This window comes from Bradyrhizobium sp. UBA2491 (assembly GCF_002341725.1).
Taxonomy (GTDB): domain Bacteria; phylum Pseudomonadota; class Alphaproteobacteria; order Rhizobiales; family Xanthobacteraceae; genus Bradyrhizobium.
The window spans coordinates 228103-253414 of the sequence record NZ_DDOP01000066.1 but is presented as its reverse complement, the minus strand read 5'-3'; the positions used below and the strand labels follow the sequence as shown (position 1 = coordinate 253414).

25 protein-coding genes and 1 tRNA gene are annotated in these 25312 nt (G+C 64.9%); 22 read left to right on the top strand and 4 right to left on the bottom strand.

Annotation, left to right across the window (positions count from 1 at the left end; all coding sequences use genetic code 11):
• The first annotated feature begins 109 nt into the window (after positions 1-109).
• The 6 genes from B2W55_RS22995 to B2W55_RS22970 all read left to right on the top strand — a co-directional run bounded on the left by B2W55_RS22995 (position 110) and on the right by B2W55_RS22970 (position 5582).
• On the top strand, positions 110-1078 hold the full coding sequence (locus B2W55_RS22995; protein WP_024583367.1) for a Bug family tripartite tricarboxylate transporter substrate binding protein: 969 nt from the start codon (positions 110-112) through the stop codon (positions 1076-1078).
• Positions 1075-1563 (top strand): tripartite tricarboxylate transporter TctB family protein, encoded by a 489-nt coding sequence (locus B2W55_RS22990; RefSeq protein WP_024583368.1) that lies wholly within the window; start codon positions 1075-1077, stop codon positions 1561-1563. The genes B2W55_RS22995 and B2W55_RS22990 overlap by 4 nt, the downstream gene beginning before the upstream one ends.
• Positions 1563-3062, top strand: a complete 1500-nt coding sequence (locus tag B2W55_RS22985) for a tripartite tricarboxylate transporter permease (protein WP_024583369.1) — start codon at positions 1563-1565, stop codon at positions 3060-3062. The genes B2W55_RS22990 and B2W55_RS22985 overlap by 1 nt, the downstream gene beginning before the upstream one ends.
• A 120-nt stretch (positions 3063-3182) precedes the next feature.
• On the top strand, positions 3183-4007 hold the full coding sequence (locus B2W55_RS22980) for an AraC family transcriptional regulator (protein WP_024583370.1): 825 nt from the start codon (positions 3183-3185) through the stop codon (positions 4005-4007).
• Positions 4008-4100: 93 nt separating this feature from the next.
• Complete coding sequence (locus B2W55_RS22975) at positions 4101-4793, top strand: O-methyltransferase (protein WP_024583371.1); 693 nt, start codon at positions 4101-4103, stop codon at positions 4791-4793.
• Positions 4794-4895: 102 nt separating this feature from the next.
• Positions 4896-5582 (top strand): siderophore-interacting protein, encoded by a 687-nt coding sequence (locus tag B2W55_RS22970; protein ID WP_024583372.1) that lies wholly within the window; start codon positions 4896-4898, stop codon positions 5580-5582.
• 249 nt (positions 5583-5831) lie between these two features.
• On the opposite strand, the gene B2W55_RS22965 is transcribed toward B2W55_RS22970, so the two are convergent.
• Positions 5832-8108: a TonB-dependent siderophore receptor gene (locus B2W55_RS22965; protein ID WP_029879717.1), complete on the bottom strand. Its 2277-nt coding sequence runs from the start codon at positions 8106-8108 to the stop codon at positions 5832-5834.
• 548 nt (positions 8109-8656) lie between these two features.
• On the opposite strand from B2W55_RS22965, the gene glyA reads away from it, so the two are divergent.
• From glyA to B2W55_RS22915, 10 genes are all read left to right on the top strand, one after another.
• Positions 8657-9958: a serine hydroxymethyltransferase gene (glyA, locus tag B2W55_RS22960; protein WP_024583374.1), complete on the top strand. Its 1302-nt coding sequence runs from the start codon at positions 8657-8659 to the stop codon at positions 9956-9958.
• Between the two features lie 27 nt (positions 9959-9985).
• Positions 9986-10468, top strand: a complete 483-nt coding sequence (gene nrdR, locus B2W55_RS22955) for a transcriptional regulator NrdR (RefSeq protein WP_016844999.1) — start codon at positions 9986-9988, stop codon at positions 10466-10468.
• On the top strand, positions 10465-11613 hold the full coding sequence (gene ribD, locus B2W55_RS22950; protein ID WP_024583375.1) for a bifunctional diaminohydroxyphosphoribosylaminopyrimidine deaminase/5-amino-6-(5-phosphoribosylamino)uracil reductase RibD: 1149 nt from the start codon (positions 10465-10467) through the stop codon (positions 11611-11613). Before nrdR ends, ribD begins: the two co-directional genes overlap by 4 nt.
• Positions 11613-12221: a riboflavin synthase gene (locus B2W55_RS22945; RefSeq protein ID WP_024583376.1), complete on the top strand. Its 609-nt coding sequence runs from the start codon at positions 11613-11615 to the stop codon at positions 12219-12221. The genes ribD and B2W55_RS22945 overlap by 1 nt, the downstream gene beginning before the upstream one ends.
• Positions 12222-12234: 13 nt before the next feature.
• On the top strand, positions 12235-12843 hold the full coding sequence (locus B2W55_RS22940; RefSeq protein WP_029879718.1) for a demethoxyubiquinone hydroxylase family protein: 609 nt from the start codon (positions 12235-12237) through the stop codon (positions 12841-12843).
• 112 nt (positions 12844-12955) lie between these two features.
• The gene (gene ribH, locus B2W55_RS22935; RefSeq protein ID WP_024583378.1) at positions 12956-13447 is read left to right on the top strand and encodes a 6,7-dimethyl-8-ribityllumazine synthase; all 492 of its coding nucleotides are present in this window, start codon (positions 12956-12958) and stop codon (positions 13445-13447) included.
• Between the two features lie 2 nt (positions 13448-13449).
• Positions 13450-13944 carry a transcription antitermination factor NusB gene (gene nusB / locus B2W55_RS22930; RefSeq protein ID WP_024583379.1) on the top strand — a complete coding sequence of 165 codons (495 nt, stop codon included), beginning with the start codon at positions 13450-13452 and terminating at the stop codon, positions 13942-13944.
• A gap of 138 nt (positions 13945-14082) precedes the next feature.
• Entirely contained in the window at positions 14083-15084 is a 1002-nt protein-coding gene (gene thiL / locus B2W55_RS22925) for a thiamine-phosphate kinase (protein ID WP_024583380.1), read from the top strand.
• A gap of 221 nt (positions 15085-15305) precedes the next feature.
• A complete protein-coding gene (locus B2W55_RS22920) occupies positions 15306-17426 on the top strand; it encodes a sodium-translocating pyrophosphatase (RefSeq protein WP_024583381.1) in 2121 nt (706 codons plus the stop codon).
• Between the two features lie 91 nt (positions 17427-17517).
• Positions 17518-17673, top strand: coding sequence for a hypothetical protein (locus tag B2W55_RS22915; protein ID WP_168200203.1), 156 nt, complete (start codon positions 17518-17520; stop codon positions 17671-17673).
• A 15-nt stretch (positions 17674-17688) separates the two neighbouring features.
• Here the strand turns inward: B2W55_RS22915 and B2W55_RS22910 are convergent, their stop codons facing one another.
• The gene (locus tag B2W55_RS22910) at positions 17689-18696 is read right to left on the bottom strand and encodes a Bug family tripartite tricarboxylate transporter substrate binding protein (protein ID WP_029879719.1); all 1008 of its coding nucleotides are present in this window, start codon (positions 18694-18696) and stop codon (positions 17689-17691) included.
• Between the two features lie 152 nt (positions 18697-18848).
• A complete protein-coding gene (locus B2W55_RS22905) occupies positions 18849-19328 on the bottom strand; it encodes an outer membrane protein assembly factor BamE (RefSeq protein ID WP_024583383.1) in 480 nt (159 codons plus the stop codon).
• A 137-nt stretch (positions 19329-19465) separates the two neighbouring features.
• Between B2W55_RS22905 and B2W55_RS22900 the strand changes: the two genes are divergently transcribed.
• The 6 genes from B2W55_RS22900 (at position 19466) to B2W55_RS22875 (ending at position 24070) form a co-directional block, all read left to right on the top strand.
• A complete protein-coding gene (locus tag B2W55_RS22900) occupies positions 19466-20017 on the top strand; it encodes a ubiquinol-cytochrome C chaperone family protein (protein ID WP_024583384.1) in 552 nt (183 codons plus the stop codon).
• The gene (locus B2W55_RS22895) at positions 20014-20604 is read left to right on the top strand and encodes a YceD family protein (RefSeq protein WP_029879720.1); all 591 of its coding nucleotides are present in this window, start codon (positions 20014-20016) and stop codon (positions 20602-20604) included. Before B2W55_RS22900 ends, B2W55_RS22895 begins: the two co-directional genes overlap by 4 nt.
• Positions 20605-20942: 338 nt before the next feature.
• The gene (gene plsX, locus B2W55_RS22890) at positions 20943-22004 is read left to right on the top strand and encodes a phosphate acyltransferase PlsX (RefSeq protein ID WP_024583386.1); all 1062 of its coding nucleotides are present in this window, start codon (positions 20943-20945) and stop codon (positions 22002-22004) included.
• A complete protein-coding gene (locus B2W55_RS22885; protein WP_024583387.1) occupies positions 22001-22978 on the top strand; it encodes a beta-ketoacyl-ACP synthase III in 978 nt (325 codons plus the stop codon). The genes plsX and B2W55_RS22885 overlap by 4 nt, the downstream gene beginning before the upstream one ends.
• A gap of 130 nt (positions 22979-23108) precedes the next feature.
• Positions 23109-23444: an integration host factor subunit alpha gene (locus tag B2W55_RS22880; protein WP_021079083.1), complete on the top strand. Its 336-nt coding sequence runs from the start codon at positions 23109-23111 to the stop codon at positions 23442-23444.
• A gap of 29 nt (positions 23445-23473) precedes the next feature.
• Positions 23474-24070: a MerR family transcriptional regulator gene (locus tag B2W55_RS22875; RefSeq protein WP_024583389.1), complete on the top strand. Its 597-nt coding sequence runs from the start codon at positions 23474-23476 to the stop codon at positions 24068-24070.
• Between the two features lie 72 nt (positions 24071-24142).
• Here the strand turns inward: B2W55_RS22875 and B2W55_RS22870 are convergent.
• Positions 24143-24220 (bottom strand) — tRNA-Pro (locus B2W55_RS22870).
• Positions 24221-25312: the final 1092 nt, after the last annotated feature.

Here is a 25312-nt window from a genome sequence, read left to right as displayed (position 1 = left end):
GCGAGCGATTCCTTTGGGTGGTTCGCTTCCCGGTTGACGCGTTGCGCCACGTGACCGGATGCGGCCAATGATCGATCGGCTGCCTCTCAAAAATTCAGGAGGAAGCCTCATGTTCTCGTCCCACATGCGCCTGGCCGGCGCGGTCGTCGCGCTGTTGCTTGCGGCGAGCGCTCCGGCGGCCGCGCAGCAGCTCGAGCTCAAGCTGATGGCGCCGGCAGCACCGGGTGGCGGCTGGGACCAGACCGCGCGTTCGATGCAGCAGGCGCTGGTTGCCGCCGGTGTCGCGCGCAGCGTGCAGGTCACCAACGTTCCCGGCGCCGGCGGCAGCGTCGGCATCGCGCAGTTCGTCAACGGCGCCAAGGGCGACGGCAATCAGATGATGGTGAATGGCTTCGTCATGGTCGGCGCGCTCGCCATGAACAAGTCGCCGGTGACGCTTGACCAGGTGACGCCGATCGCGCGCCTGACCGAGGAGATCCAGGTCATCGTGGTGCCGGCCAATTCGCCGCTGAAGACGGCGCAGGATCTTGCCGCCGCCGTAAAGGCCGATATCGCCAAGGTGACCTTCGCCGGCGGCTCGGCCGGGGGCGTCGACCACGTGATGGCGGCGCTGTTCGCAGGCACGGTCGGGGCTGATGCGAAGAAAATCAACTACATTCCGTTCTCGGGCGGCGGCGAGTCGCTCGCAGCGATTCTCGGCGGCAAGGTCACGGCGGGGATCTCTGGTCTCAGCGAGTACGAAGGCCAGATCAAGGCCGGCAAGCTGCGCGCGCTCGGCGTCACCTCGCCGCAGCGCCTGCCTGGCGTCGACATCCCGACCTTCAAGGAGCAGGGCATCGACCTCGTGCTGGCGAATTGGCGCTCGGTGGTCGCACCGCCCGGCATCACGCCGGAACAGCGCAAGACGCTGAGCGATGCCGTCGAGAAGATGGTCAAGTCCGACGCCTGGAAGGAAATCCTGAAGCAAAAGGGCTGGGATGACGCCTATCTCGGCGGCGATGCCTTCGCCGATTTCCTGAAGAAGGAGATCGCGCGGGTGACCGAGGTGCTGAAGTCGGTCGGCCTCGTGAAGTCATGACGCCGGACAGCGCTCCCGAACGAGCGGGCCGTCGGATCGATCGCGCCGGTGTCGTGATCGCGGCCGCGCTTGCCGCGCTGGCCGCAGTGCTGGTGTGGGACGCGAGCAAGCTGCCGTCGACCACGATGTACGGCATGGGGCCGGAGGCGATGCCGATCGTCATCGCCGTCGGTCTCGTCATCCTGGCGGTCGGCAATCTGATCGACGCGCTGCGCGGCCAATTGCCGGCGCGCGAGAGCATGGATCCGAAGCCGGTGTGGCTGATCATCGGCGGCCTTGCGCTGCTGATCGCCATCATCGGCTTCGGTGGCGGCTTCATCCTCGCCACCTCGGCGCTGTTCGTCACCACCTCGGCCGCGTTCGGCCGCCGCGCGGTGCTGGCTGACACCGTGATCGCGGTCGTGATCACGACCCTCATCTACCTCGCGTTCGACAAGCTGTTGACGCTGAGCCTTCCCGCCGGCCCGCTGGAGCGATTGCTGTGATGGATACGTTCGCCGCGCTGGCGCATGGCATGGCGGTCGCCATGCAGCCGATGAACCTGCTCTACGCCCTGATCGGCGTGTTCCTTGGCACCGCGGTCGGGGTGCTGCCGGGGATCGGCCCGGCGCTGACGGTCGCGCTGCTGCTGCCGGTGACCTACAAGCTCGATCCCGGCGGCTCGCTGATCATGTTCGCCGGCATCTATTACGGCGGCATGTATGGCGGATCGACCACCGCGATCCTGATCAACACGCCGGGCGAGAGCGCGTCGATGGCGACCGCGCTCGAGGGCAACAAGATGGCCAAGGCCGGCCGTGGCGGCCCGGCGCTGGCGACGTCGGCGATCGGCTCGTTCGTGGCGGGCACCATCGCCACCATTGGCCTTGCCTTCCTCGCACCATGGCTGGTCGACTTCGCCGTCAGGTTCGGGCCGGAGGATTATTTCGCACTGATGTGCGTCGCCTTCGTCACGGTGTCGGCGACATTCGGCGACTCGCCAATCCGCGGGCTGACCAGCCTGTTCATCGGACTGACACTCGGCCTGGTCGGCATCGACAAGCTCACCGGTCAGGCGCGGCTTGCCTTTGGTATTCCGGAATTGCTCGACGGCGTCGAGGTGACGACGCTCGCGGTCGGCCTGTTCGCGGTGGGGGAGGCGCTCTATGTCGCCTCGCGCCGCCATCACGCCGAGGAGAAGCTCGAGCCGGTGCGCGGCTCGCTGTGGATGACGCGGGAGGATTGGCGGCGGTCGTGGAAGCCATGGCTGCGCGGCACGCTGTTCGGCTTTCCGATCGGCGCGCTGCCGGCGGGTGGCGCCGAGATTCCGACCTTCCTGTCGTATTCCACCGAGCGGCGACTCACCAAACATCCGGAGGAGTTCGGCAAGGGCGCGATCGAGGGCGTCGCGGGACCTGAGGCCGCCAACAATGCCTCCGCCGCCGGCACGCTGGTGCCGCTGTTGACGCTCGGGCTGCCGACCTCGGCCACCGCGGCGATGATGCTGGCGGGCTTCCAGCAATACGGCCTCAATCCGGGGCCGCTGCTGTTCGCCGAGCGGCCCGATCTGGTGTGGGGCCTGATCGCCAGCCTGTTCATCGCCAATGGCATGCTGCTGGTGCTCAATTTGCCGCTGGTCGGCCTGTGGGTGCGGCTGCTCGCGATCCCGCAGCCTTGGCTGTATGCCGGCATCCTGGTGTTCGCGACCATGGGCACGATCGCGGCCAAGCCCTCGGTCGTCGAGCTGTCGATGCTGGCGGCGTTCGGCGTGATGGGGTTCCTGATGCGGCGGTTCGATTTTCCGATCGCGCCTGTCGTGATCGGGCTGATCCTCGGCCCGATCGCGGAAAGCCAGCTTCGCCGCGCGCTGGCGATCAGCCTCGGCGATCCGATGGTGCTGCTGCAAAGCCCGATGTCGGCGACGCTGCTGGGCGTTGCCCTGATCGCGCTATTGGCGCCGTTCGTGCTGAGGGGGCTGGGGCGCTTCAAGGCCAACGAGGATTAGAATCGATCGACGTTCGCTGTTTGTCGCAGCGGATGCCGGCGCTCGCCGTGTTGAAAGTCGCAATTGCGGACCGATATTGTCTGGGTCACCCCATCGTGCCCGGATCGACCGTCGCCTGTCATGCCATTCTTCCGGCTCAACGAAGACGATCTTCCTACCGTCGAAGCCGCAGATTTCGATCCCGAGGAAGTGCCGCGCGCGATCGCGGCCTTCGGCGGCGTCATGGTTACCAAGGGCATCGAGGTTGCGATGCACGAGCATCGCAAGGCGCAGCTCGTTCTGACCTTGCGGGGTGTCGTCCGCTGCGAAGCCGGCAAAAGTGTCTGGATCGTACCGCCGCGCTGCGCGGTGTGGATACCGGGCAATTATCCCCATAGCGTAACTGCGGCCGGACATGTCGAGGTCTGTTGCCTGTTCGTCGAACCGGAGGCGGCCGTGGCATTGCCGAAGCAATGCTGTGCGCTGTCGATCTCGCCATTGCTGGAGCGCTTGCTCGTGCATGTCACCCGGATCCCGGTGCTGTACGATATCGACGGCGCCGACGGCCGGATCGCTACGGTGCTGCTGGACCAATTGTCTCAGGCCCCCGTCGAGCGACTGAACTTTCCGATGCCCGCCGATGCCCGGCTGCGCAGGATTGCAGCCGCGATGATGGCCACCCCCTCCGATCGCGCGACGATCGATGATTGGGCCAACCGTATGGGCGTGGCGCCGCGTACCTTGACCCGCATCCTGCAACGCGAGACCGGCATGAGCTTCGGCCGCTGGCGGCAGCAGCTCCACATCCTGCTTGCGCTTCAGCGCCTCGCGGCGGGAGTCTCGGTGCAGATCGTGGCGCTCGATCTCGGCTATGGCGACGCCAGCGCCTTCGTCACCATGTTCCGCAAGGCGCTCGGCAAGCCGCCGGCGCGGTATCTGGCCGAGCGCCGCATCGCCGAGCTCTGACCAGAACTCGCAAGAGGTTGTCGCGTTTACGGAATGTGGCGAGAGGGACAATTTCGTATCCAGCTCTGACGTTGACGCCTCAGGAGCATGGATATGGATTCGCTCAGCCACGGCCTCGTTGCTGATGTCCTCGAACGACTGCATCGGGAAGCGGAAGCGGCGGATGCGCCGCTGATGCAGGCCTACGCCCATGAAGCCGTTGATGTCGAGAGAACGGTCAGCAAGTTCGTCGAAGCCGAGACTACGGACATGGCGGGGCTCTATCACGGGCTCGCCGGCAATTTTCTAAGCGTCTCCCGTGATTTTGGCCGATTTCTCTATATGTGCGCGCGAACCTGCAAGGCCGCTCGCATCGTCGAGTTTGGCTCGTCGATGGGGATCTCCGCCATCTACATGGCGGCTGCCTTGCGCGACATGGGCGGCGGCCGCCTGATCGGAACCGATCTCGAGCCCGGCAAGGTCGAACGGGCGCGCGCCAACGTTGCGGCCGCCGGGCTCGACGATCTGGTAGAGTTTCGGCTCGGCGATGCCCGGGAAACGCTGAAGCCCGGCGTCGGCGGCTGCATCGACATGGTGATGCTCGACGGCGCATTCACACTTTATCTTCCGATCCTCAAGCTGCTCGAGCCTCATCTCAAGCCGGGTGCCGTGGTCGTCGGGGAGAACGCGTTCGAACAGGGCTCCGGCTATCTCGACTACGTGCGCGATCCGCAGAACGGCTATCGCTCATTGCCGCTGCCGTTCGACCCGGGGCGCGGCAACGAGCTGACGATCAGGACGGCGTGATCCGCACGGCGCTGATATTCTGATGAAGGGAATAGGCCGTTGATCGAGCTCGTTTCGCCAAATTCCCAGCAGCGGCCGGTTTCGCAAGGTCGGGTCACGCGGATGCTGCTGCGTTGGCTGATGCGTTCTGCGCGCATCGCTGCGGCCGAGACGCTCGCGCCGCAGTTTCGGCTGCTCCAGCTCGAAGGCGGGGCACTCCGCGACGTTGCGTGGACCGTTGGCCAAAAGGTCCAGGTATCGATCGGGTCCGGCCTTGGGGCGCGCACCTACACACCGATGTCGTGGGACGCTGGCGCGGGTAGCATGCGATTGCTCACTTTCATACACGGCGACGGACCGGGCAGCCGCTGGGCAACCGGCTTGCAAGTGGGCGACGACTGTCAATTCTTCGGCCCGCGTCGTTCGCTCGACCTGTCCGGTCTCGACGCGCCGGTGGTGCTGTTCGGCGATGAAACTTCGTTTGCCTTGGCCGCCGCGCTTCGTCACGGTCCGCTGGCGGCCGGTGCAGTCGAGGTCTTCGAGGTCTCGGATGTCGGGGCGGCGCGGCCGGTGTTGGACGTCGTCGGGCTCCGCGAGGCGACGTTGATCGAGCGAATCGCGGACGATGTCCATCTCGGTGACGCCGAGGCCGAGCTGCTGCGCTTTGCCGCCAGAGGCGCGCATTTCGTGCTGACCGGCAAGGCCTCCTCGATCCAGCGCGTCAGCCGGGCGCTGAAGGCCGCCGGCGTCGTCCCATCGCGGCTACGAACCAAGGCCTATTGGGCTCCGGGCAAGGTCGGACTGGATTAGGCGATGGTTCGATACTACCGAGCCGCAGCCTGGGATGTCTTCGGGCAACTCTCGGCAAGTAAACTCTCGGCAAGTAAAAGGCCCGCTCCGGGGCTCGCATTTCGGAGCGGGCCAGTCTGGGCGCGGCAAGTACGGCCGCGGCGGGACCCTAGCCTGACATGCTGACACCACCCTGACGAACATCGAAAAAGCGAGGCGGCTGAACGCCGCCTCTCGCGATGATCGTTCAGTGAACGCTTCGCGGCCGGCTCACCATTTGTAGCCGAGGCTTGCGGTGAAGCGGCGGCGATCGCCATAGTAGCAGGAAGAGATTACCGCGCAGCTCGCGACATAGATCTTGTCGGTCACGTTGACGATGTTGAGTGCCGCGCGCCAGTTGTTGCCCCATTCGTAATGCACGGCGAGGTCGCCGAGCACGAAGGAGGGAACGCGCGCGGTGTTCAGATTGTCGGCGAACGAGGAGCCGACATAGCGCACGCCGCCGCCGAAGCCGAAGCCAGCCAGCGAGCCTTCGCGGAAGGTGTAGTCGGTCCACACCGAGGCGAAGTCACGCGGCGTGTTGGTTGGAACGGTGCCGATCAGCGCCGGATTGAGATCCTTGCTGACGAACAGCTCGTAGTTGGTGTAGCTCGCGACCAGTTTGAAATTGCGCGTGATGTTGGCGACCGCTTCGAGCTCGACGCCGCGCGAGGTGACCTCGCCGTTCTGGGTCTGGAACATCGAGTTGTTCGGATCCGTCGTCAGCGCGTTCTTCCGCTTCAGGTCGAAATAGGCGACGCTGAACCGGGCATTGAGCCCGACCGGCTCGTACTTCACGCCGACCTCGGTCTGCTCCGATGTCTCGGGCAACAGCAATTGGCTCTGCGCGTTGAGGCCGATGATCGGGTTGTAGCCGGTCATGTAGGAGACGTAGGGCGCGACGCCATTGTCGAAATTGTAGATCGCGCCGACACGGCCGGAAAACTTGCTGTCCTCGCGGCTCTGATCGGGCCCCATCCGGTTCTGGTTGACGAGATCGACCCAGTCCTGTCGGCCCGACAGTACCACGGTCAGGCGGTCGAGCTTGACCTGGTCTTGCAGGTAGAGCCCGGCCATGCCCTGGCTGAGATAGGCGTTCTGATACAACGGACCGCTGTAGGGCGCGTTGGTGCCGTACACCGGGTTGAGCAGATTGAGATTGGTGCCCACGCCAAAGCCCTGGCGGTCGTCGATGCCGTAGTGCTTGAGATCGAGGCCGAGCAGGGCGGTGTGTTGCAAGATGCCGGTGTTGAAGCGGTACTCGAGCTGGTTGTCGAGGTTGAACTGCAACGCGTTGCCGCGGGCGTAGAAATTGCCGCGCGCGAGATCGGCGGCAGCCGGCGTCGTGGCGTAGCCGAGCCCGTAGAGGCCGGTGTAGTAGACGTCGACATGCGCGGCGCGCGCGTTCTGGCGGAAGTCGAGGCTGTCGGTCAGGCTCTTCTCGACCTTGTAGCCGACGGTCTCCTGCTCGCGGCGGAACTGGTCGGCGCTGGGATCGCCCGTGAACAGGCTGGTCGGAATCTTACCGAACGGCGCGTTGGTGACGGTGCCGACATAGGGCAGGAAGTTCTCCGCCCTGGTGTTGTTATGTGCAGCCGTGGCGTACACCGTGACGCTGGTGTCGGCATCACGCCAGGTCACTGACGGTGCGAAGAAGAAGTTGTTGTCGTAGGTGTAATCGGTCTGCGTGCCGCCGCCCTGGGCCTGGCCCACGAAGCGGTACAGCACCTGACTGTTGCCTGACTGCGGCACCGCGCCGCCGATATCGAACGCAGTGTAGCCGTTGCCGAAATTGTTGACGCCGGCCTCGATGTAGCGAATGGGCTCGGCCGACGGCATCTTGCTCACGGCGTTGACGAGGCCGCCCGGCGCCGAGCCGCCGTACAGGATGCCTGAGGGACCGCGCAGCACCTCGACGCGTTCGAGGTTGAAGGGTTGCAGCTTCCAGCTGCCATAGGACGTGTAGAACAGTTGCAGGCCGTCGAGGAACAGCGATTCGTTCTGCGCCGGGAAGCCGCGGATCAGGAACCAGTCGTTGCGGAAATCGGAGCCGTAAGTGCCGCCGATGACGCCTGGCGAGTAGCGCAGCACCTCGTCGAACTTGCTGACGATCTTCTGGTCGCGGATCTGCTCGGCGCCGATGACCGTCACCGATTGCGGGGTCTGGATGATCGGCGTGCTGGTCTTGGTTCCGCTCGAGCTCTGCCGCGCCAGATAGCCGGTGACCGGGCCGTTGGCGCGCTCGTGCCCGCCGCCTGCGCTTGCGGCCTGCTGTGCGCTCTGCGGCTGTGCGCCCACCGGCGCGACCGTCGCGCGGCGCGCACCGCTCCGCGCGCGTGTGGTCCGTTGTGAGGGCTGCTGCTGCGATCGCGCCGATTGCCGGTGCGGCGCGTCGACCGAGACCGGCGGCAATTGCGTCTGCGCGAAGGCATCGTCCACGCCAGCAACCGAAAGCACAACCAAAGCCGAAGCAGCGATCCGCTGCGGCCGCATCCATCCGTCCGACATTCAACGCCCCAAAGAAAAGGTTTCTTCGGCCGTCGTTATCACGGCGATTTTCGGGAACAGCCCGCGCACGGTTAGAAGCTATCGAAGCTGTGCGCAAAGCGTGCGGGTGTGACCGGGAGACAACGGCGTATGATGCGCAATTGCACGCCTTGCGCGAGAATTTTGAATCGATCCAGTATTGAACGATTCAAGATTGAACGGTTCAAAGTCATCTGCTGACTGGCGTCGGCTCCGGCGAACTGCCCGCCGTGCTGTTCGCTTTCGGGTCATCAACCTCGGGTGGTGGTCAATCGGGAAGGGCGTCACGTCGCTCTGGCCGGTCGCCGCAGCCACACCGCAGGATGGGTCGGGACCGGGCCTTACGGGGCCGCTCCGGCCGGCTGGCAATCCCCGCCATCCCCACCATATCTGGCATAATTGAACGCCGGGGACCGCAACCGCTTGGCCATTTTGGGGCGATGTGATAACGCTCTGCGGCCAGCTTCGATCGCCACTCGTGACCGTCCGTATCCTCCGTAAAGGCTTGCGGCGGTGGAGATATTTCGCCGATGACCTCCTCGACCAAGACTGCTTCCGCGCCCGATTCCTTCTTCACGGCTGGTCTCGCCGAGGCCGATCCCGAGATCGCCGCCGCGATCAAGGGCGAGCTTGGTCGGCAGCGCCATGAGATCGAGCTGATCGCCTCCGAAAACATCGTCAGCCGCGCCGTGCTGGAGGCGCAGGGCTCGGTGATGACCAACAAATATGCGGAAGGCTATCCGGGCGCGCGCTACTACGGCGGTTGCGAGTGGGTCGACGTCGCCGAGAACCTGGCGATCGATCGCGCCAAGAAGCTGTTCGGCGCAAACTTTGCCAACGTGCAGCCCAATTCCGGCAGCCAGATGAACCAGGCGGTGTTCCTGGCGCTGCTGCAGCCGGGCGACACCTTCATGGGTCTCGACCTCGCCGCCGGCGGCCATCTCACCCATGGCTCGCCGGTCAACATGTCCGGAAAGTGGTTCAAGGCTTCGCACTACACCGTGCGCCGCGACGATCATCTGATCGATATGGACGAAGTCCAGAAGCAGGCCGAGCAGGTCAAGCCGAAGCTGATCATCGCCGGCGGCTCGGCCTATTCGCGCGCCTGGGACTTCAAGCGCTTTCGCGAGATCGCCGACTCGGTTGGTGCGTATCTGCTGGTCGACATGGCGCATTTCGCAGGCCTCGTCGCCGGCGGCGTGCATGCCTCGCCGGTGCCGCATGCTCACGTCACCACGACCACGACGCACAAGTCGCTGCGCGGTCCGCGCGGCGGCCTGATCCTCACCAATGACGAGACGCTGCACAAGAAGCTGAACTCGGCGATCTTCCCGGGCTTGCAGGGCGGCCCGCTGATGCATGTGATCGCTGCCAAGGCGGTGGCGTTCGCGGAAGCGCTGCGGCCGGACTTCAAGATCTACGCCAGGAACGTGGTCGAGAACGCCAAGGCGCTGGCGGAAACGCTGCGCGGCCACGGCCTCGACATCGTCTCCGGCGGCACCGACAACCACCTGATGCTGGTCGACCTGCGTCCGAAGGGATTGAAGGGCAACATCTCCGAGAAGGCGCTGGTGCGTGCCGCCATCACCTGCAACAAGAATGGCATCCCGTTCGATCCCGAGAAGCCGTTCGTCACCTCGGGTCTTCGCCTGGGCACGCCGGCTGCGACCACCCGTGGCTTCGGCGTCGCCGAGTTCAAGCAGGTCGGCGGCATGATCGCCGAGGTGCTGAACGCGCTGGCGCAGTCGCCGGATGGCAAGGCCCCGCTGGTCGAGGCCGCGATCAAGGAGCGCGTCAAAGCGCTGACCGATCGTTTCCCGATCTATCAATAAGTCGTTCGCCGCGAGAGGTCCCGTCGGATGCGCTGTCCGAGCTGCAATTCTCTCGATACGCAGGTCAAGGACTCGCGTCCGACCGAGGACTCCGCTGTCATCCGCAGGCGGCGCGTCTGCATGGCCTGCAATTTCCGCTTCACGACCTTCGAGCGGGTGCAACTGCGCGAGCTGACCGTGATCAAGCGCAACGGCCGCCGCGTGCCGTTCGATCGCGACAAGCTGGTGCGCTCGCTGCAGATCAGTTTGCGCAAGCGCCCGGTGGAGTCCGAGCGGGTCGAGAAGATGGTGTCGACGATCGTGCGCGAGCTCGAAAGCGGCGGCGAGGCGGAGGTGTCCTCAGAGGCGATCGGCGAGATCGTGATGGAGCATCTGCGCCAGCTCGACGACGTCGCCTACGTGCGGTTCGCGTCGGTCTATCGCAATTTCCGTGAGGCCAAGGACTTCGAGGCGGTGCTCGACGAGCTGACCGGCGAAGAGGATCCGCGGCTCGCGACGTTGCGCAAATGATCTTCCGTATCCTGGAAGACCAGTTCGCGCAGAAATCCAAAGAGGCCAAAGCCGCCGATCTGCGCTTCATGCAGTTGGCGCTCGCGCTGGGACGGCGCGGGCTCGGGCGCACCTGGCCCAATCCGGCGGTCGGCGCCGTCATCGTCAAGGACGGCGTCATCGTCGGCCGCGGCTGGACCCAGCCGGGCGGCCGGCCGCATGCCGAGGTCGAGGCGTTGCGGCGCGCCGGCGACGCTGCCCGTGGCGCGACGCTCTATGTCACGCTCGAACCATGCTCGCATTTCGGCCGTTCGCCGCCTTGCGCGGACGCCGTGGTCGCCGCCGGGCTCGCCCGTGTGGTCTCGGCGATCGAAGACCCCAATCCGGACGTCGGCGGCAAGGGGCATGCGAAATTGCGTGCTGCCGGCATCGCAGTCGATGTCGGGCTGTGCGCGACGGAGGCGGCGCGCGACCATGCCGGACACTTCCTTCGCATCACCGACAAGCGGCCGCATGTCATTCTCAAGCTCGCGGTGTCTGCCGACGACAAGATCGCGGCTCGTGGCCACAAGCCCGTTGCGATCACCGGCGAGGCGGCGCGGACCCGCGTGCATCTGCTGCGCGCACAGAACGATGCGATCCTGGTCGGGATCGGCACGGTGCAGGCCGACGATCCGCTGCTGACCTGCCGGTTGCCCGGCATGGCGGCGCGTTCGCCGGTACGCGTGGTGCTGGATCGCGCGCTGCGGCTCTCGGGCGATAGCCGGCTGGTGCATTCCGCGCGCGAGACACCGCTCTGGGTGATGACATCGGATCTCGCCGAGGCACCCGCTGCCGTGAAGCTCGGTGCCGCCGGCGCGCAGGTGATCCGCGTTGCGTCGACCGCGTCGCCGGGACTCGATCTGTTGCCCGTGCTGCATGCGCTGGGGGAGAAAGGCATCACGCGGCTGATGGTCGAGGGTGGCGCGCGCGTGGCAAGATCTTTCGTCGCGGCGGGTCTGGTCGATGAGATCTGGCTGTTGCGCGGACCGGATGCGATCGGCGCCGACGGCGTTCCCGCGCTGGACGCATTGCCGCTCGACGCAATCACGCAGTCGCCCGCTTTCCGGCTTCGTGCTAGCGAAACCCTCGGCAAAGACAATCTCAATATCTACGAGCGTACGTAATGTTTACCGGAATTGTCACCGATATCGGCGAGATCGTTAGCCTGAAGCCCGTGGCGCAGGGGCAGCTGCACCGGCTGCGGATTGCCTGCGACTACGACCAGTCCACGATTGCCGACGGCGCCTCGATCGCCTGCAACGGCGTCTGCCTCACCGTGGTCGCCTCCGGCATCGCCGACGGCAAGACCTGGTTCGATGTCGATGCCGCGGCCGAAACGCTCGGCATGACCACCGCAAGGCACTGGGCGCAGGGCGGTCGGCTCAACCTCGAGCGCGCGCTCAAGATCGGCGATGAACTCGGCGGTCACATCGTGGCCGGGCATGCCGACGGGATCGCCACCATCGTCAAGCGCGACGATCTGCCCGACATGGCGCGCTTCGAGCTTCGAACCACCCGCGAGCTCGCGCGTTTCATTGCAGCGAAGGGATCGATCACACTGGACGGCGTCTCGCTGACCGTGAACACGGTCGACGACGTCACGTTCTCGGTGCTGATCATCCCGCACACGCTTTCCGTCACGACCCTGAACGGCTGGAAGGCCGGCAGCGAGGTCAATATCGAGGTCGATCTGATGGCGCGCTACGCCGCGCGGCTGTCGGAGATGAAATAATCGGGGCAATCGCATGAGCGGGCAGGCGGCCACACCGATCGCTCCGAACCCGCTTTCCCCACGCGAGGCCTTGACGGTCGCCCGCATCGTCAAGGTCAATCATGCCGGCGAGTTCGGCGCGATCAGGATCTATTCGGCGCAATTGCTGGTTTCGAGCTGGTTCTGGCCGGATTGCATCCCTTCACTGGCACAAATGCTCGGGGATGAGCGCAATCACTGCGCGATCTTCCGGGCAGCGATGCCGTCGCGGCAGGCGCGGCCGTGTCGTGTGATGCAGTTCTGGAGCTATGGCGGCTGGCTGCTCGGATTTGTCACCGCGTGCCTGGGCAGGCCGGGCATCTGGGCCTGCACCGCGGCGGTCGAGGCCACGGTTCACCGCCATCTCGACGATCAGCTTCATTTCGTCAAAGACCGTGATCGCGAACTGTACCGGATCATCCTGTCGATCCGGGAGGAGGAACTGGCGCACCTCCAGCACGCGGAGGAGCAGCAGCCTTCGCCCGGCCTGTTGCTGCGAATTTTGCGCCGGGCCATTGCGGCCGCCACGGATGGGCTTATCTGGCTGTCGACCTGGGGCGACTCCAGCCGGATGGCCCATGCGCTGCGGGCGACGCCGACCTGAAAAATCAGGCCAATCGCGGCGCTTTCCGGGCTAGCATGGCCCTTGGCTTTGGCGCGCGCTGCGCCTAAAACGCAGCTCAACTCATCCCCTTTAAAGTTTGATTGGTATTGCAATGGCTGACGCGCGGCGCGCACCTCTGAAGGACCAGACCGACATCACAGGCGCACGCGTGCTGATCGTCGAGGCCCGGTTTTACGACGACATCCAGGATGCGCTGCTGGAAGGCGCCCTGGCCGAGCTGAAGCTCGCCGGCGCGAGCCATGAGGTGATCACGGTGCCGGGCGCACTGGAGATCCCGGCCGCGATCGCGATTGCGATCGATGCGGCTGAAGCCAACGGCAAGCCCTATGACGCGGCAATCGCGCTCGGCTGCGTGGTGCGCGGCGACACCATTCATTTCGAGATCGTCTCGCAGGAGTCCTCGCGCGGATTGATGGATCTGGCCGTCAGCCGGAAATTCCCGCTCGGCAATGGCATCCTCACCGTCAACACCGAGGCGCAGGCCTGGGCGCGGGCGCGCGCCAGCGAGTTGAACAAAGGCGGCGACGCGGCGCGCGCGGCAATTGCGATGCTGCGGATCAAACGCCGCCTGGCAAAGGCCTGACCATGGCTGAGAGCAACAAACCCGGCAAAGCCCCGGAGAGAAAAGCCAACCGGCGCGGCGCGGCACGGCTCGCCGCCGTGCAGGCGCTCTACCAGATGGACATCGGCGGTGCCGGGATCAACGACATCTTCGCCGAGTTCGAGAGCCACTGGCTTGGCAACGAGGTCGAGGGCGACAAATATCTGCCGGCAGAAGCGGCGTTCTTCCGTGACGTGGTTTCCGGCGTGGTACGCGACCAGGCCAAGCTCGATCCCCTGATCGACGAGGCGCTGTCGAAGGGCTGGCCGCTGAAGCGGATCGACGCGATCCTGCGCGCGGTGCTGCGGGCAGGGTCCTACGAACTCGAGCATCGCAAGGACGTGCCCGGCCGGGTGGTCGTTTCCGAATATGTCGACGTCGCCCATGCCTTTGTCGAGAAGGACGAGACCGGCATGGTCAACGCCGTGCTCGACCAGATCGCACGCCAGTTCCGCGGCGACGAGTTTGTGCGGGGCTGAACCGCTTGTTCCGCCGTCATCACCCGCGAATGCGGGTGATCCAGTACGCCGCGGCGGTTATTTTCAACAACAGCTTCCGCGGCGTACTGGATCGCCCGGTCAAGCCGGGCGATGACAGCCGAGGGGTAGGCGCACAATATGGCAGAGCGTCACGATAATCCCTCCGGCGAAGACTCCCTGATCGCGCGCTATTTCAAGCCGCTTGCGACCGATCCGGGCGCGTTCGGTCTCGACGATGACGCCGCTGCGCTACAGGCGGCCGGCGAGGACATCGTGGTCACCACGGATGCCATCGTCGAGGGCGTGCATTTCCTCAGCGCTGATCCGCCCGGCACGCTGGCGCGCAAGGCGTTGCGGGTGAACCTCTCCGATATCGCCGCCAAGGGCGCCACGCCGGCCGGCTTCGTGCTGACGCTGGCACTGCGCAAGGTCGAGGAGACCTGGCTGAAGCCGTTCGCCGAAGCGCTCGGCGAGGACGCCGCTCATTACGGCTGCCCGCTGCTCGGCGGCGATACGGTCTCGACGCCGGGACCGCTGATGATCTCGATCACCGCGTTTGGCCAGGTGCCGCAGGGCAAGATGGTGCATCGTGCGGGCGCCAGGGCAGGGGACCTGGTGTTCGTCACCGGGACGATCGGCGATGCCGCGCTCGGCCTCGACGTGCTCCGGGGCGGCCCGGCCGCGCTGGCCTTGGCGGACGATGCGGCGGCGCGGGAGGTCCTGGCTAGCCGCTACCGCGTGCCGCAACCGCGCAATGCGCTGGCGCGTGCCGTACGCGACCACGCCAGCGCCGCGATGGATGTGTCAGACGGATTGGCCGGCGATCTCACCAAGCTGTGCGCGGCCTCGGGGGTGTCGGCCGACATCGAACTGTCACGTATCCCGCACTCGCCCGCGGCGACCGCGCTGCTGTCGCGCGGCGCGATCGGCGTCGAGGCATTGATTGCGGGCGGTGACGACTACGAGATCCTCTGCACGGTGGGCGAGGATCATGCCGCCGATTTCGTGCAGGCGGCGCAGGCTGCGGGCGTGGCGGTTGCCGAGATCGGCCGGATTGTTGCTGGTGATGCCAGCCTTCGTTTCCTCGACCGGCAGGGCAGGGAACTGGTGCTGAAGCGGCTGTCCTACAGTCATTTTTAGACGTCCTCCACCAGACGGCGCCGATTTTCTTCCAATAGCTGCCGATATCGGCGTTTTCGGCCACAGGTGGCGTTGCGCAGCGGTAACGATTTTGGCAAGGTCGCGCCCGATTTGAGGCAATCCGTTCTTGGGGAGGATTGACCTCGAAAAATAAGCGCCTGCCGCCCCCAGCGGCACAATGAAGGCGCGGGGGTTACATCAAGGATCTGAGGCAACATTCAATGACAGCATTATGGGTGATTGTGCTCTGCGGGGCGCTTTCAATCGTCTACGCGATCTGGGCGACGCAATCGGTTCTGAGTGCGGATGCGGGCAATGCGCGCATGCAGGAAATCGCAGGGGCCGTGGCCGAAGGCGCGCAGGCCTATCTGCGACGCCAGTACACCACGATCGGCATCGTCGGTATCGTGATCTTCGTGCTGCTGGCCTACTTCCTGGGGATGCTGGTCGCGGTCGGATTCGCGATCGGTGCGATCCTGTCGGGCGCGGCCGGCTTCATCGGCATGAACGTCTCGGTACGGGCCAACGTCCGCACCGCGCAGGCGGCGACCACCTCGCTTGCCGGCGGCCTCGAGCTTGCCTTCAAGGCGGGCGCGATCACCGGCCTGCTGGTCGCGGGTCTCGCGCTGCTCGGCGTCACCATCTACTTCATGGTGCTGGTCAACTTCCTGGGCCTGCCGGCCGATAGCCGTACCGTGATCGACGCCATGGTGGCGCTCGGCTTCGGCGCCTCGCTGATCTCGATCTTTGCCCGTCTCGGCGGCGGCATCTTCACCAAGGGTGCGGATGTCGGCGGCGACCTCGTCGGCAAGGTCGAGGCTGGTATCCCTGAGGATGATCCGCGCAACCCGGCCACCATCGCCGACAATGTCGGCGACAATGTCGGCGACTGCGCGGGTATGGCGGCGGACCTGTTCGAAACCTATGCGGTGACCGCGGTGGCCACCATGGTCCTCGCCGCGATCTTCTTCGCCAAGACCCCGATCCTGGTGAACATGATGACACTGCCGCTCGCGATCGGCGGCATCTGCATCATCACCTCGATCATCGGCACGTTCTTCGTCAAGCTCGGCGCCAGCCAGTCGATCATGGGAGCCCTCTACAAGGGCCTGATCGCGACCGGCATCCTGTCGCTGATCGGCGTTGCCGCTGCCATCAACTGGCTGATCGGCTTCGGCAAGCTCGACGGCGTCGATTACACCGGCATGTCGCTGTTCTGGTGCGGCGTGGTTGGTCTGGCCGTCACCGGCCTGATCATCTGGATCACCGAATACTACACCGGCACCGACTACCGTCCGGTGAAGTCGATCGCGGCCGCGTCCGTCACCGGTCACGGCACCAACGTGATCCAGGGCCTCGCGGTCTCGATGGAAGCGACCGCGCTGCCCGCGATCGTGATCATCGCCGGTATCCTGGTCACCTACAGCCTGGCCGGCCTGTTCGGCATCGCGATCGCGACCGCCACCATGCTGGCGCTGGCTGGCATGATCGTCGCGCTCGACGCCTTCGGCCCGGTCACCGACAATGCCGGCGGCATCGCCGAGATGGCGGGGCTGCCCAAGGAGGTGCGCAAGTCGACCGACGCGCTCGACGCGGTTGGCAACACCACCAAGGCGGTGACCAAGGGTTACGCGATCGGCTCCGCCGGTCTCGGCGCGCTGGTGCTGTTTGCGGCCTATAATCAGGACCTCAAATTCTTCATCAGCGATTCCAACGCCCACACCTACTTCAAGGGCGTCAATCCGGACTTCTCGCTCAACAACCCCTACGTCGTGGTCGGCCTGCTGTTCGGCGGCCTGCTGCCGTATCTGTTCGGCGCGATGGGCATGACCGCGGTCGGCCGTGCCGCCGGTGCGATCGTCGAGGAAGTCCGACGTCAGTTCCGCGAAAAGCCCGGCATCATGCAGGGCACCGACAAGCCTGACTACGGCAAGGCGGTCGACCTGCTGACGCGGGCGGCGATCAAGGAGATGATCATCCCGTCGCTGCTGCCGGTGCTGTCGCCGATCGTGGTCTACTTCCTGATCTACTTCATCGCGGGCGGCGGTGCGGCCGGCAAGTCGGCGGCGTTCTCCGCCGTCGGCGCCATGCTGCTCGGCGTCATCGTCACCGGTCTCTTTGTGGCGATCTCGATGACCTCGGGCGGCGGCGCGTGGGACAACGCCAAGAAGTACATCGAGGACGGCCATTACGGCGGCAAGGGCTCCGACGCCCACAAGTCCGCGGTGACCGGCGACACCGTCGGCGATCCCTACAAGGACACGGCCGGCCCGGCGGTGAACCCGATGATCAAGATCACCAACATCGTGGCGTTGCTGCTGCTGGCGATCCTGGCGCACTAAGCGCGCGACACCAATGAATGCGAAACCCCGCGGTGAAAGCCGCGGGGTTTTTGTTGAAAGAACCAGAAGCGAACAACACGGAGATCAATCGATGTCGCTGTCATCCGCACGAAACTTCGCACTTCGCGCCGCCAAGTCGCAGGATCAGAAGGAGGCCATCGAGCTGCTCTCGCAGGCGATCATGGAGCTGGCGATGTCGATCGAAGCCACCGACGCCAAGGTCAAGAAGATCAACAAGTCCTCGTAGCCGTGACGGCGGCCGTCACTTGACCTCCATCTGCAAGCCTTCCTTCTCGATGATGGCGGCGAACTTCTTCGTCTCGGTATCGACGAAATCAGAGAATTGCTGCGGCGTGCCGTAGTCGGCGCGCGCGCCCATGCCCGCGATGTTCTTCTTGACGTCGTCGCGCGCCAGCATCGCCTTGATCTGGCGGTTCAACTCGTCGACGACGGGCGCCGGCGCGGTCTTGGGCAGGAACACGCCGAACCAGGACGCGACGTCGAACTTGGCAAGCTCCGGCGCGCCCTCGCGCATGACCGGCAGGTTCGGCGCGGACTCGCTGCGCTCGGTCGTGGTGACGCAGAGCCCGTTGAGCTTGCCGTCCAGCACTTGCGGCAGCGAGGGATAAAGATTGTCGAACAGGATCTGGATGTCGCCGGCAAGCGCGGCCTGCAACGCGGGGCCGGCGCCGCGGAACGGGACGTGCGTCATCTTCAGCCCGGTCAGTTGCAGGAACCAGGCGCCGGTGAGGTGAGGGCTCTGTCCGGTGCCGGACGAGCCGTAAGTCAGCTTGTCCGGGTTCTGCTTCAGATAGGCGATCAGTTCCGGGATCGATTTGATGCCGGTCGATGGATGCGCCGAGACGATGTTCGGGATCCGGATCATGTTGGAGACCGCCTGCAACTGGTCGGCCCTGTAGCTCAGGTTGCGGAAGATGCTGAAGGCGATCGCGTTGGGGCCGGGATTGCCGATCAGGATGGTGTGGCCGTCGCCCTTGCTGCGCGCGACCTCCGCGGTCCCGATGGTGCCGCCGGCGCCGGAGCGATTCTCCACCACCACCGACTGGCCCCAGAGCGGTTGCAGATGCGCCGCCAGTAGCCGCCCCATCACGTCGGTCGAGCCGCCGGCGGCGGCCGGCACGATGATCCGAACCGTCTCCGATGGTCGCCAGTCGCCGGCGCCGAGACTGGCGCGCGGCAGGATCGACGCGGCGGACAATGCGGCCGCGCCCGACAATATCGTACGACGGGAGATTCTCCTGGTTCTCACGCGCTTACCCCCTGCCCGGATTTCTTGTTTGCGCGAGCGTAGGGGAGTGCTTGCCCGTCGGGCAAGCGCGTCAACTTGGCGCAGGAGCTTGAGCATTATCCGTTGAGCATGATCTCGCCGGAAAACCGCTTCGCACTTTTCCGGATCAGGCTCTAGTTGAAGCTCAGCAGCTTGAAGAGCGGTGTCAGGTAGGACATTTCCTGGCCCGACGTCGGCGTGGTGCGGCTGACGAAGTCGAAGATCTTGCCGTCCTTCAGGCCGTAATTGGCAAGCCGGCGGACCTGGCGGTTCTTGTCGAAATAGACCGCGATCACGCGCTGGTCGACCACGCGCTGGTTCATGAAGGCAACCGGACGCGAGGTCCGCTGCGAGATGTAGTAGAACACCTCGCCATCCAGCGTTGCGACCGTCGAGGGCGTGCCGAGCACGATCAGCACCTGATCCTGGCTGGCGCCGATCGGAATCTGCTCGAGCGCTCCATCGGGCAGGATGTAGCCCTTCTGGAATTGCTCGCCGGTGCAGCCGCCGAGCGCGGCGGTGCAAACCAGGCCAACGACCGCGAAGGCGCGGAAGCGCGAAAGGAAGGCGCGCGCGGAAGCCACGCGAGACTGTCGTGGAAGAGTGTGGTTCATCGGCGGAACTGATCCGTCCCCTTGCATCGGCCGTGGCGTTGACGTACCGGGCAGCTCAATGGATTGCAATCATGCCGGGCTCCAACGGACGAACCCTCAACAGGCGTCCCTTGGGTGGCCGGCAGCCGGAACCCGTCATGCTTTGGCCGTTCAATCACTTCAGAAGACCCCGGGTGCCCGCGCGGAGCACCATTGAGACCATCTATGGCATGATCGTGACGCAGGCGCGAGAACCGTTATTTTACCGTGACTTGGGCGTTCCTGACACGGTTAACGGCCGTTTTGACCTGCTTCTGATGCATCTGTGGCTGGTGCTGCGGCGCCTCAAATCCGTCGAGGCCGGCGCGGACCTGTCGCAGGCCCTGTTCGACCATTTCTGCATCGACATGGACGACAACCTCCGGGAAATGGGCGTCGGCGACCTTACGGTGCCGAAGCGGATGCAGGCGTTCGGCGAGGCCTTTTACGGCCGCACCGCAGCCTACGATCTGGCGCTGACCGACGGCGACGAGGCCCTGGCCCAGTCGTTCTGCAAGAACATCCTCAATGGCCAGAACATGGACAAGGCCCGCGAACTGGTTGCCTATGCCAGGCAGGCCATGGCGGAGCTGGCGCGCGCCGACCTCGCGGCGCTGACCAAGGGCGCCTGGCGCTTTCCGGTCCCCCAGGTTGCGGGGACGGCGGCATGAGTGGCGGTGGCACGGGACGGCCCGAAACGCCGCGCGACCGCGATCCCTGGCGCGTGCTGATCAACGTCGCGCAAATCCCGGAGACCGGCCTGCATCGCGAGATCGTGGCCGACGAGACCGCGCGCAAGTTGATGGCCGAGGTCGCGGAGTTGCGCGAGGTGATCTCCGCCCATGCGGAGTTCGACGTGCAGCCGAAGCGCGACGGCAGCTACCACGTCACCGGCCAGGTGCAGGCCAGGATCGGTCAGACTTGCGTGGTGACGCTCGATCCGATCGAGAATGAGATCATCGAGCCGATCGACGTGGTGTTCGCGCCGCCGGAGCAGATTCCGGAGATGTCCGACCTAGTCGACGACGCCGAGGAAGGCGACGAGGAAACGCCCGATCCTCCGGAGCCGATCACGGGCGGCTTCATCGACATTGGCCGGCTCGCCACCGACGCGCTGTTTCTCGGCATCGACCCGTATCCGCGCAAGGCGGATGCGGTGTTTGAACAGCAGGTTGAAGCGCCTGATCCGGAAAATCATCCGTTTGCCGCACTGAAGGCGCTGCAGCCGAAGCAGGATGGCAAGAAGCCCAAGAGCTAATCGAGCGGAGGCCAGAGTGGTCGCTGCGACATTTGCGAGGGATTGCTTGCCTGCAAGCCTGCGCGAGAGGTATCCTTCGTTACTTCAAAAAAGTGTCACAATGCATTGAAATGAAATGTATTTCTGGTGTATTTTGGCGTGCCGCTTGGCGGTTCGGCGAATTCTGTTGCGACTTTGGTCATGTGTTGGTCAAGAGGTTGTGTCGGACCGAAGACACGCTATTGTCGCGGCCCGGCCGGGACGCGAGTTGGTGTTTCGCCGCGCGCCGTTGACAGCGGTGACTTCAAGCTCGCTGCCTTGGACTGAAGGCTGTGGGAGAGCAGGTTTCCGGGACGTTCATGCCTCAAAAGGTTCGAATCGCGCTTGACGCCATGGGGGGCGATGTCGGCGCTTCCGTCGTCATTCCCGGCGCCGCGATCTCGCTGAGTCGTCATCCCGGCAGCGAATTCCTGCTGGTCGGAGACCGCGCCCTGATCGAGCCAGAACTTGCCAAACATCCTGCGCTCCAGGCGGTGTCGAAGGTGATCCATACCGACGTCGCCGTGAAGAATGACGAGAAGCCGAGCCAGGCGCTGCGGCGGACCCGCAGGGCGTCGTCGATGTGGCTGGCGATCGATGCCGTGAAGCACGGCGAGGCCGACGTCGCGGTCTCCGCCGGCAATACCGGCGCGCTGATGGCGATGGGCGGGCTCAATCTGCGGACGCTGCCCGGCGTCGACCGCCCGGCGCTTGCCGCGGTATGGCCGACGCTGCGCGGCGATTCGGTGGTGCTCGATCTCGGAGCCTCGATCGGGGGTGACGCGCGCCATCTGGCGACGCTGGCCGTAATGGGCAGCGCCATGGCGAGCGTGCTGTTCAACCTCGAACGGCCGACCGTCGGCCTGCTCAACATCGGGTCCGAGGAGATCAAGGGCCATGGCGAGATCCGCGAGGCGGCCGAAATGCTGCGCGCGATGAACTCGAGCCAGTTCGACTATATCGGCTTCGTCGAGGGCGATGCGATCGGCAAGGGGCTCGCCGACGTGATCGTGTCGGAAGGTTTCAGCGGCAATATCGCGCTCAAGGCCGCCGAGGGAACCGCGCGCCAGATGTTCACGCTATTGCGCGAGGCCATGTCGTCGAGCTGGCTGGCGCGGATCGGTTATCTGTTTGCTCGCGGCGCGTTCCAGAAGCTGCGCGACAAGCTCGATCCCAACAAGTCGAATGGCGGCCTGCTACTCGGCCTCAACGGCGTGGTGGTCAAGAGCCATGGCGGCATCAACGCGGAAGGCTTTGCCTATGCGGTGGATGTTGGCTATGAGATGGCCCACTACGATCTCCTCACCAAGATCAATCAGATGCTTAATCGCGACGGCAGCGCCCTGATACGGGCGCAGACCGTGCAGGAGGCTGTCTCGTGACTGCGATACGTTCGGTCGTACTCGGCTGCGGCTCATACTTGCCGGAGCGGGTTTTGACCAATGCCGAACTGGCTCAGCGAATCGACACGTCTGACGACTGGATCGTGCAGCGTACCGGCATCAGCGAGCGTCACATCGCGGCCGATGACGAATTCACCTCGCATCTTGCGATCAAGGCGGCGCAGGCCGCGCTCGCCGATGCCGGGATCGACGCCCAGTCGATCGACCTGATCGTGCTGGCGACCTCGACGCCGGACAATACCTTTCCCGCTACCGCGGTCGCGGTCCAGCATGGGCTCGGCATCAACCATGGCGTCGCGTTTGATTTGCAGGCGGTGTGCTCCGGCTTTGTCTTCGCGCTGACGACAGCCGACAATTTCCTGCGCGCCGGCGCCCACAAACGGGCGCTGGTGATCGGCGCCGAAACCTTCTCGCGCATCCTCGACTGGAACGACCGCGGCACTTGCGTCTTGTTCGGCGATGGCGCCGGCGCCGTCGTGCTGGAGGCGCAGCAGCATTCCGGCACCACCGACGATCCGGGCGTGCTGACGACGCATCTGCGCTCGGACGGGCGCCACAAGTCGAAACTGTTCGTCGATGGCGGTCCCGGTTCGACCAAGACGGTCGGCTATCTCCGGATGGAGGGCCGCGAGGTGTTCAAGCACGCCGTCGGCATGATCACCGACGTGATCGTCGATGCGTTCAACGCCACCGGCTTCACCGCGGACGACATCAACTGGTTCATTCCGCACCAGGCCAACAAGCGAATCATCGATGCATCGGCGCACAAGCTGCATATTGCGCCGCAGAAGGTGGTGCTGACGGTCGACAAGCACGGCAATACCTCGGCGGCCTCGATCCCGCTGGCGCTGTCGGTCGCCGTGAGGGACGGGCGGGTCAAGAAGGGCGATCTGGTGCTGTTCGAGGCGATGGGCGGCGGCTTCACCTGGGGTTCGGCGCTCGTGCGCTGGTAGCGCGGCGGCAAAGAGTATCGACAGGTTGCCGGCATCTTTCCTCCGCCAGGGGGCTGGTCGCTGTTGACCATTGCGCGCTAAGCTTTTAATTTCAGTCAAGAAATTGTTCGCCGAGAGTGCGGGGCAGGCGATGACCACAGGAACCGGAAAAACAGTTACGCGCGTCGATTTGTGTGAGGCGGTCTACCAAAAGGTCGGCCTGTCGCGCACGGAATCGTCGGCGTTTGTCGAGTTGGTGCTGAAGGAGATCACCGATTGCCTGGAAAAGGGCGAGACGGTGAAGCTGTCCTCGTTCGGCTCCTTCATGGTGCGGAAGAAGGGCCAGCGTATCGGGCGTAATCCAAAGACCGGCACCGAGGTGCCGATCTCGCCGCGGCGTGTGATGGTGTTCAAGCCGTCGGCGATCCTGAAGCAGCGGATCAATGGCCATGCCGTCACCAATGGCGACGGCAGCAAGGCCGATTAACAGGCTTTCAAGCCTAGAGGAGCGGGCATTTGGACAAGGCGCCGGATGCGTTCCGTACCATCAGCGAGGTCGCTGACGAGCTCGATATCCCTCAGCATGTGCTGAGGTTCTGGGAGACCCGCTTCGCGCAGATCAAGCCGATGAAGCGCAGCGGCGGCCGCCGCTATTATCGCCCCGACGACGTCGACCTGCTGAAGGGCATCCGCCGGCTGCTGTACGGCGAGGGCTACACCATCCGCGGCGTGCAGCGGATCCTGAAAGAACATGGCATCAAGTCGGTGCAGGGCATCGCCGACCAGACCGCCGCCGTGTCGTTCGGCGCGGTCGAGGAAGCGGTCGGCAACAGCATGGCCGAGCCGGACGACCTCGAGAGCAGCGATGGCCTCGATTTCGACGGCGAGGAGGGCGACGGCGACGAGAAGGGTATCGACTACCGATTCGTCGATCCCGACGAGGATCCGATCCTCTCGACCTACAAGGCGCACGCCCATCCAGCCAAGGCGACCGCCGCGGCGCCACCGGCACGCACCGCTGTGCCTTCAGCAGATCGTGAGCGGCTCGAGCGCGTGTTGCAGGAGCTGGTCGCCTGCCGGCAGCTGATCGACGCGGCGATGAAGGACGGCTGATCCGGGAACCGGCCAGGCACACCTCCGCGTGCGCCAGGGTCGGTCAGAACCACCATAATGATTGAGGAAAAATGGTCGGAGCGAGAGGATTTGAACCTCCGACCCCTAGTCTCCCAGACTAGTGCGCTAACCGGGCTGCGCCACGCTCCGATGCCGTTCCATTAGCTGCGATCCCGCCTTCGCGCAAGGCAAAGCAGGCCCTCAAACGCCGCAATCGGGTGCTTTGGCCGTGGGAACAATCCGGTTTGCCTGCTCGCCAAAACTGGATATCGTCAGGCTGCGATAACTGAGCCGACCGTAAGTCGCATAGTTCGGATCCTCGCCCTTTCCGTCAGTCGCCAAACAACGACATGTTTTGCAGGAAGGGCGTAATCCATGCACCAGCTCATATTTCGTATCGCGATCGTTCCAGGTTTGATCATTCCGGGTCTGGCCGTTTCCCTCGCAACGTCGGCGCAGGCACAGACGGTCTCGACCTCCGTCTCGGTGACGGGCAACGTCAACAGTCCGACTGTTCTGAATTCGTCCGGCCTGCAAGCGCTGCCGCAGGCGACGCAAACCGACAGCTACGCGGCCGCAGGAAAGCCGGTCACCGATACCTTCACCGGCCCGACATTGTGGAACGTCCTGCAGAGCGCGGGCGGAATCAAGACCAATCCGGCCGTCAAGAACGACGTGCTGAACAACTACATCATCGCAACCGGGACCGACGGCTACAAGGCCGTGATCTCGGCCGGCGAGATCGCACCGAATTTTGGCAACAAGGCGGATCTGGTCGCCATCCAGGACACCTCAGGTGGGCTTCCCGGTTCCAACGGCCTCGCGCGGGTGACGGCTCCGGGCGACAATGCGGGCGGCCGCTATGTCAGCAATCTGACCAACCTGACCGTCGCGAGCGCGATCCGACAGTCCTCGACCGGCGGCGGCCTCACCAGCAGCTTCAAGGTGGACGGCGCGGTGAACACCAGCATGACGTTCAACCTAGCCGCGTTGCAGGCGTTGCCGGCCTATACCGAGACCGTCACCTACAAGAGCGGATCGACCTCGGTGACCGACACCTATACCGGCGCGCTGCTGTGGAACGTGCTTGGGCTGGCCGGCATCCAGCTCGACTCCTCGATCAAGAACGACATTCTTCGCAAGGTGATCACGGTCACCGGTTCGGACGGCTATCAGGTGGCATTCTCGGCTGGCGAACTCAGCCCGATGTTCGGCAATGAGCCGATCCTGGTCGCCTATGCC

Coding starts and splice junctions, on each gene's coding strand:
- B2W55_RS22995 (WP_024583367.1), top strand. CDS start 110: ATGTTCTCGTCCCACATGCGCCTGGCCGGCGCGGTCGTCGCGCTGTTG.
- B2W55_RS22990 (WP_024583368.1), top strand. CDS start 1,075: ATGACGCCGGACAGCGCTCCCGAACGAGCGGGCCGTCGGATCGATCGC.
- B2W55_RS22985 (WP_024583369.1), top strand. CDS start 1,563: ATGGATACGTTCGCCGCGCTGGCGCATGGCATGGCGGTCGCCATGCAG.
- B2W55_RS22980 (WP_024583370.1), top strand. CDS start 3,183: ATGCCATTCTTCCGGCTCAACGAAGACGATCTTCCTACCGTCGAAGCC.
- B2W55_RS22975 (WP_024583371.1), top strand. CDS start 4,101: ATGGATTCGCTCAGCCACGGCCTCGTTGCTGATGTCCTCGAACGACTG.
- B2W55_RS22970 (WP_024583372.1), top strand. CDS start 4,896: ATGCTGCTGCGTTGGCTGATGCGTTCTGCGCGCATCGCTGCGGCCGAG.
- B2W55_RS22965 (WP_029879717.1), bottom strand. CDS start 8,108: ATGTCGGACGGATGGATGCGGCCGCAGCGGATCGCTGCTTCGGCTTTG.
- glyA (WP_024583374.1), top strand. CDS start 8,657: ATGACCTCCTCGACCAAGACTGCTTCCGCGCCCGATTCCTTCTTCACG.
- nrdR (WP_016844999.1), top strand. CDS start 9,986: ATGCGCTGTCCGAGCTGCAATTCTCTCGATACGCAGGTCAAGGACTCG.
- ribD (WP_024583375.1), top strand. CDS start 10,465: ATGATCTTCCGTATCCTGGAAGACCAGTTCGCGCAGAAATCCAAAGAG.
- B2W55_RS22945 (WP_024583376.1), top strand. CDS start 11,613: ATGTTTACCGGAATTGTCACCGATATCGGCGAGATCGTTAGCCTGAAG.
- B2W55_RS22940 (WP_029879718.1), top strand. CDS start 12,235: ATGAGCGGGCAGGCGGCCACACCGATCGCTCCGAACCCGCTTTCCCCA.
- ribH (WP_024583378.1), top strand. CDS start 12,956: ATGGCTGACGCGCGGCGCGCACCTCTGAAGGACCAGACCGACATCACA.
- nusB (WP_024583379.1), top strand. CDS start 13,450: ATGGCTGAGAGCAACAAACCCGGCAAAGCCCCGGAGAGAAAAGCCAAC.
- thiL (WP_024583380.1), top strand. CDS start 14,083: ATGGCAGAGCGTCACGATAATCCCTCCGGCGAAGACTCCCTGATCGCG.
- B2W55_RS22920 (WP_024583381.1), top strand. CDS start 15,306: ATGACAGCATTATGGGTGATTGTGCTCTGCGGGGCGCTTTCAATCGTC.
- B2W55_RS22915 (WP_168200203.1), top strand. CDS start 17,518: ATGTCGCTGTCATCCGCACGAAACTTCGCACTTCGCGCCGCCAAGTCG.
- B2W55_RS22905 (WP_024583383.1), bottom strand. CDS start 19,328: ATGAACCACACTCTTCCACGACAGTCTCGCGTGGCTTCCGCGCGCGCC.
- B2W55_RS22900 (WP_024583384.1), top strand. CDS start 19,466: ATGCTTTGGCCGTTCAATCACTTCAGAAGACCCCGGGTGCCCGCGCGG.
- B2W55_RS22895 (WP_029879720.1), top strand. CDS start 20,014: ATGAGTGGCGGTGGCACGGGACGGCCCGAAACGCCGCGCGACCGCGAT.
- plsX (WP_024583386.1), top strand. CDS start 20,943: ATGCCTCAAAAGGTTCGAATCGCGCTTGACGCCATGGGGGGCGATGTC.
- B2W55_RS22880 (WP_021079083.1), top strand. CDS start 23,109: ATGACCACAGGAACCGGAAAAACAGTTACGCGCGTCGATTTGTGTGAG.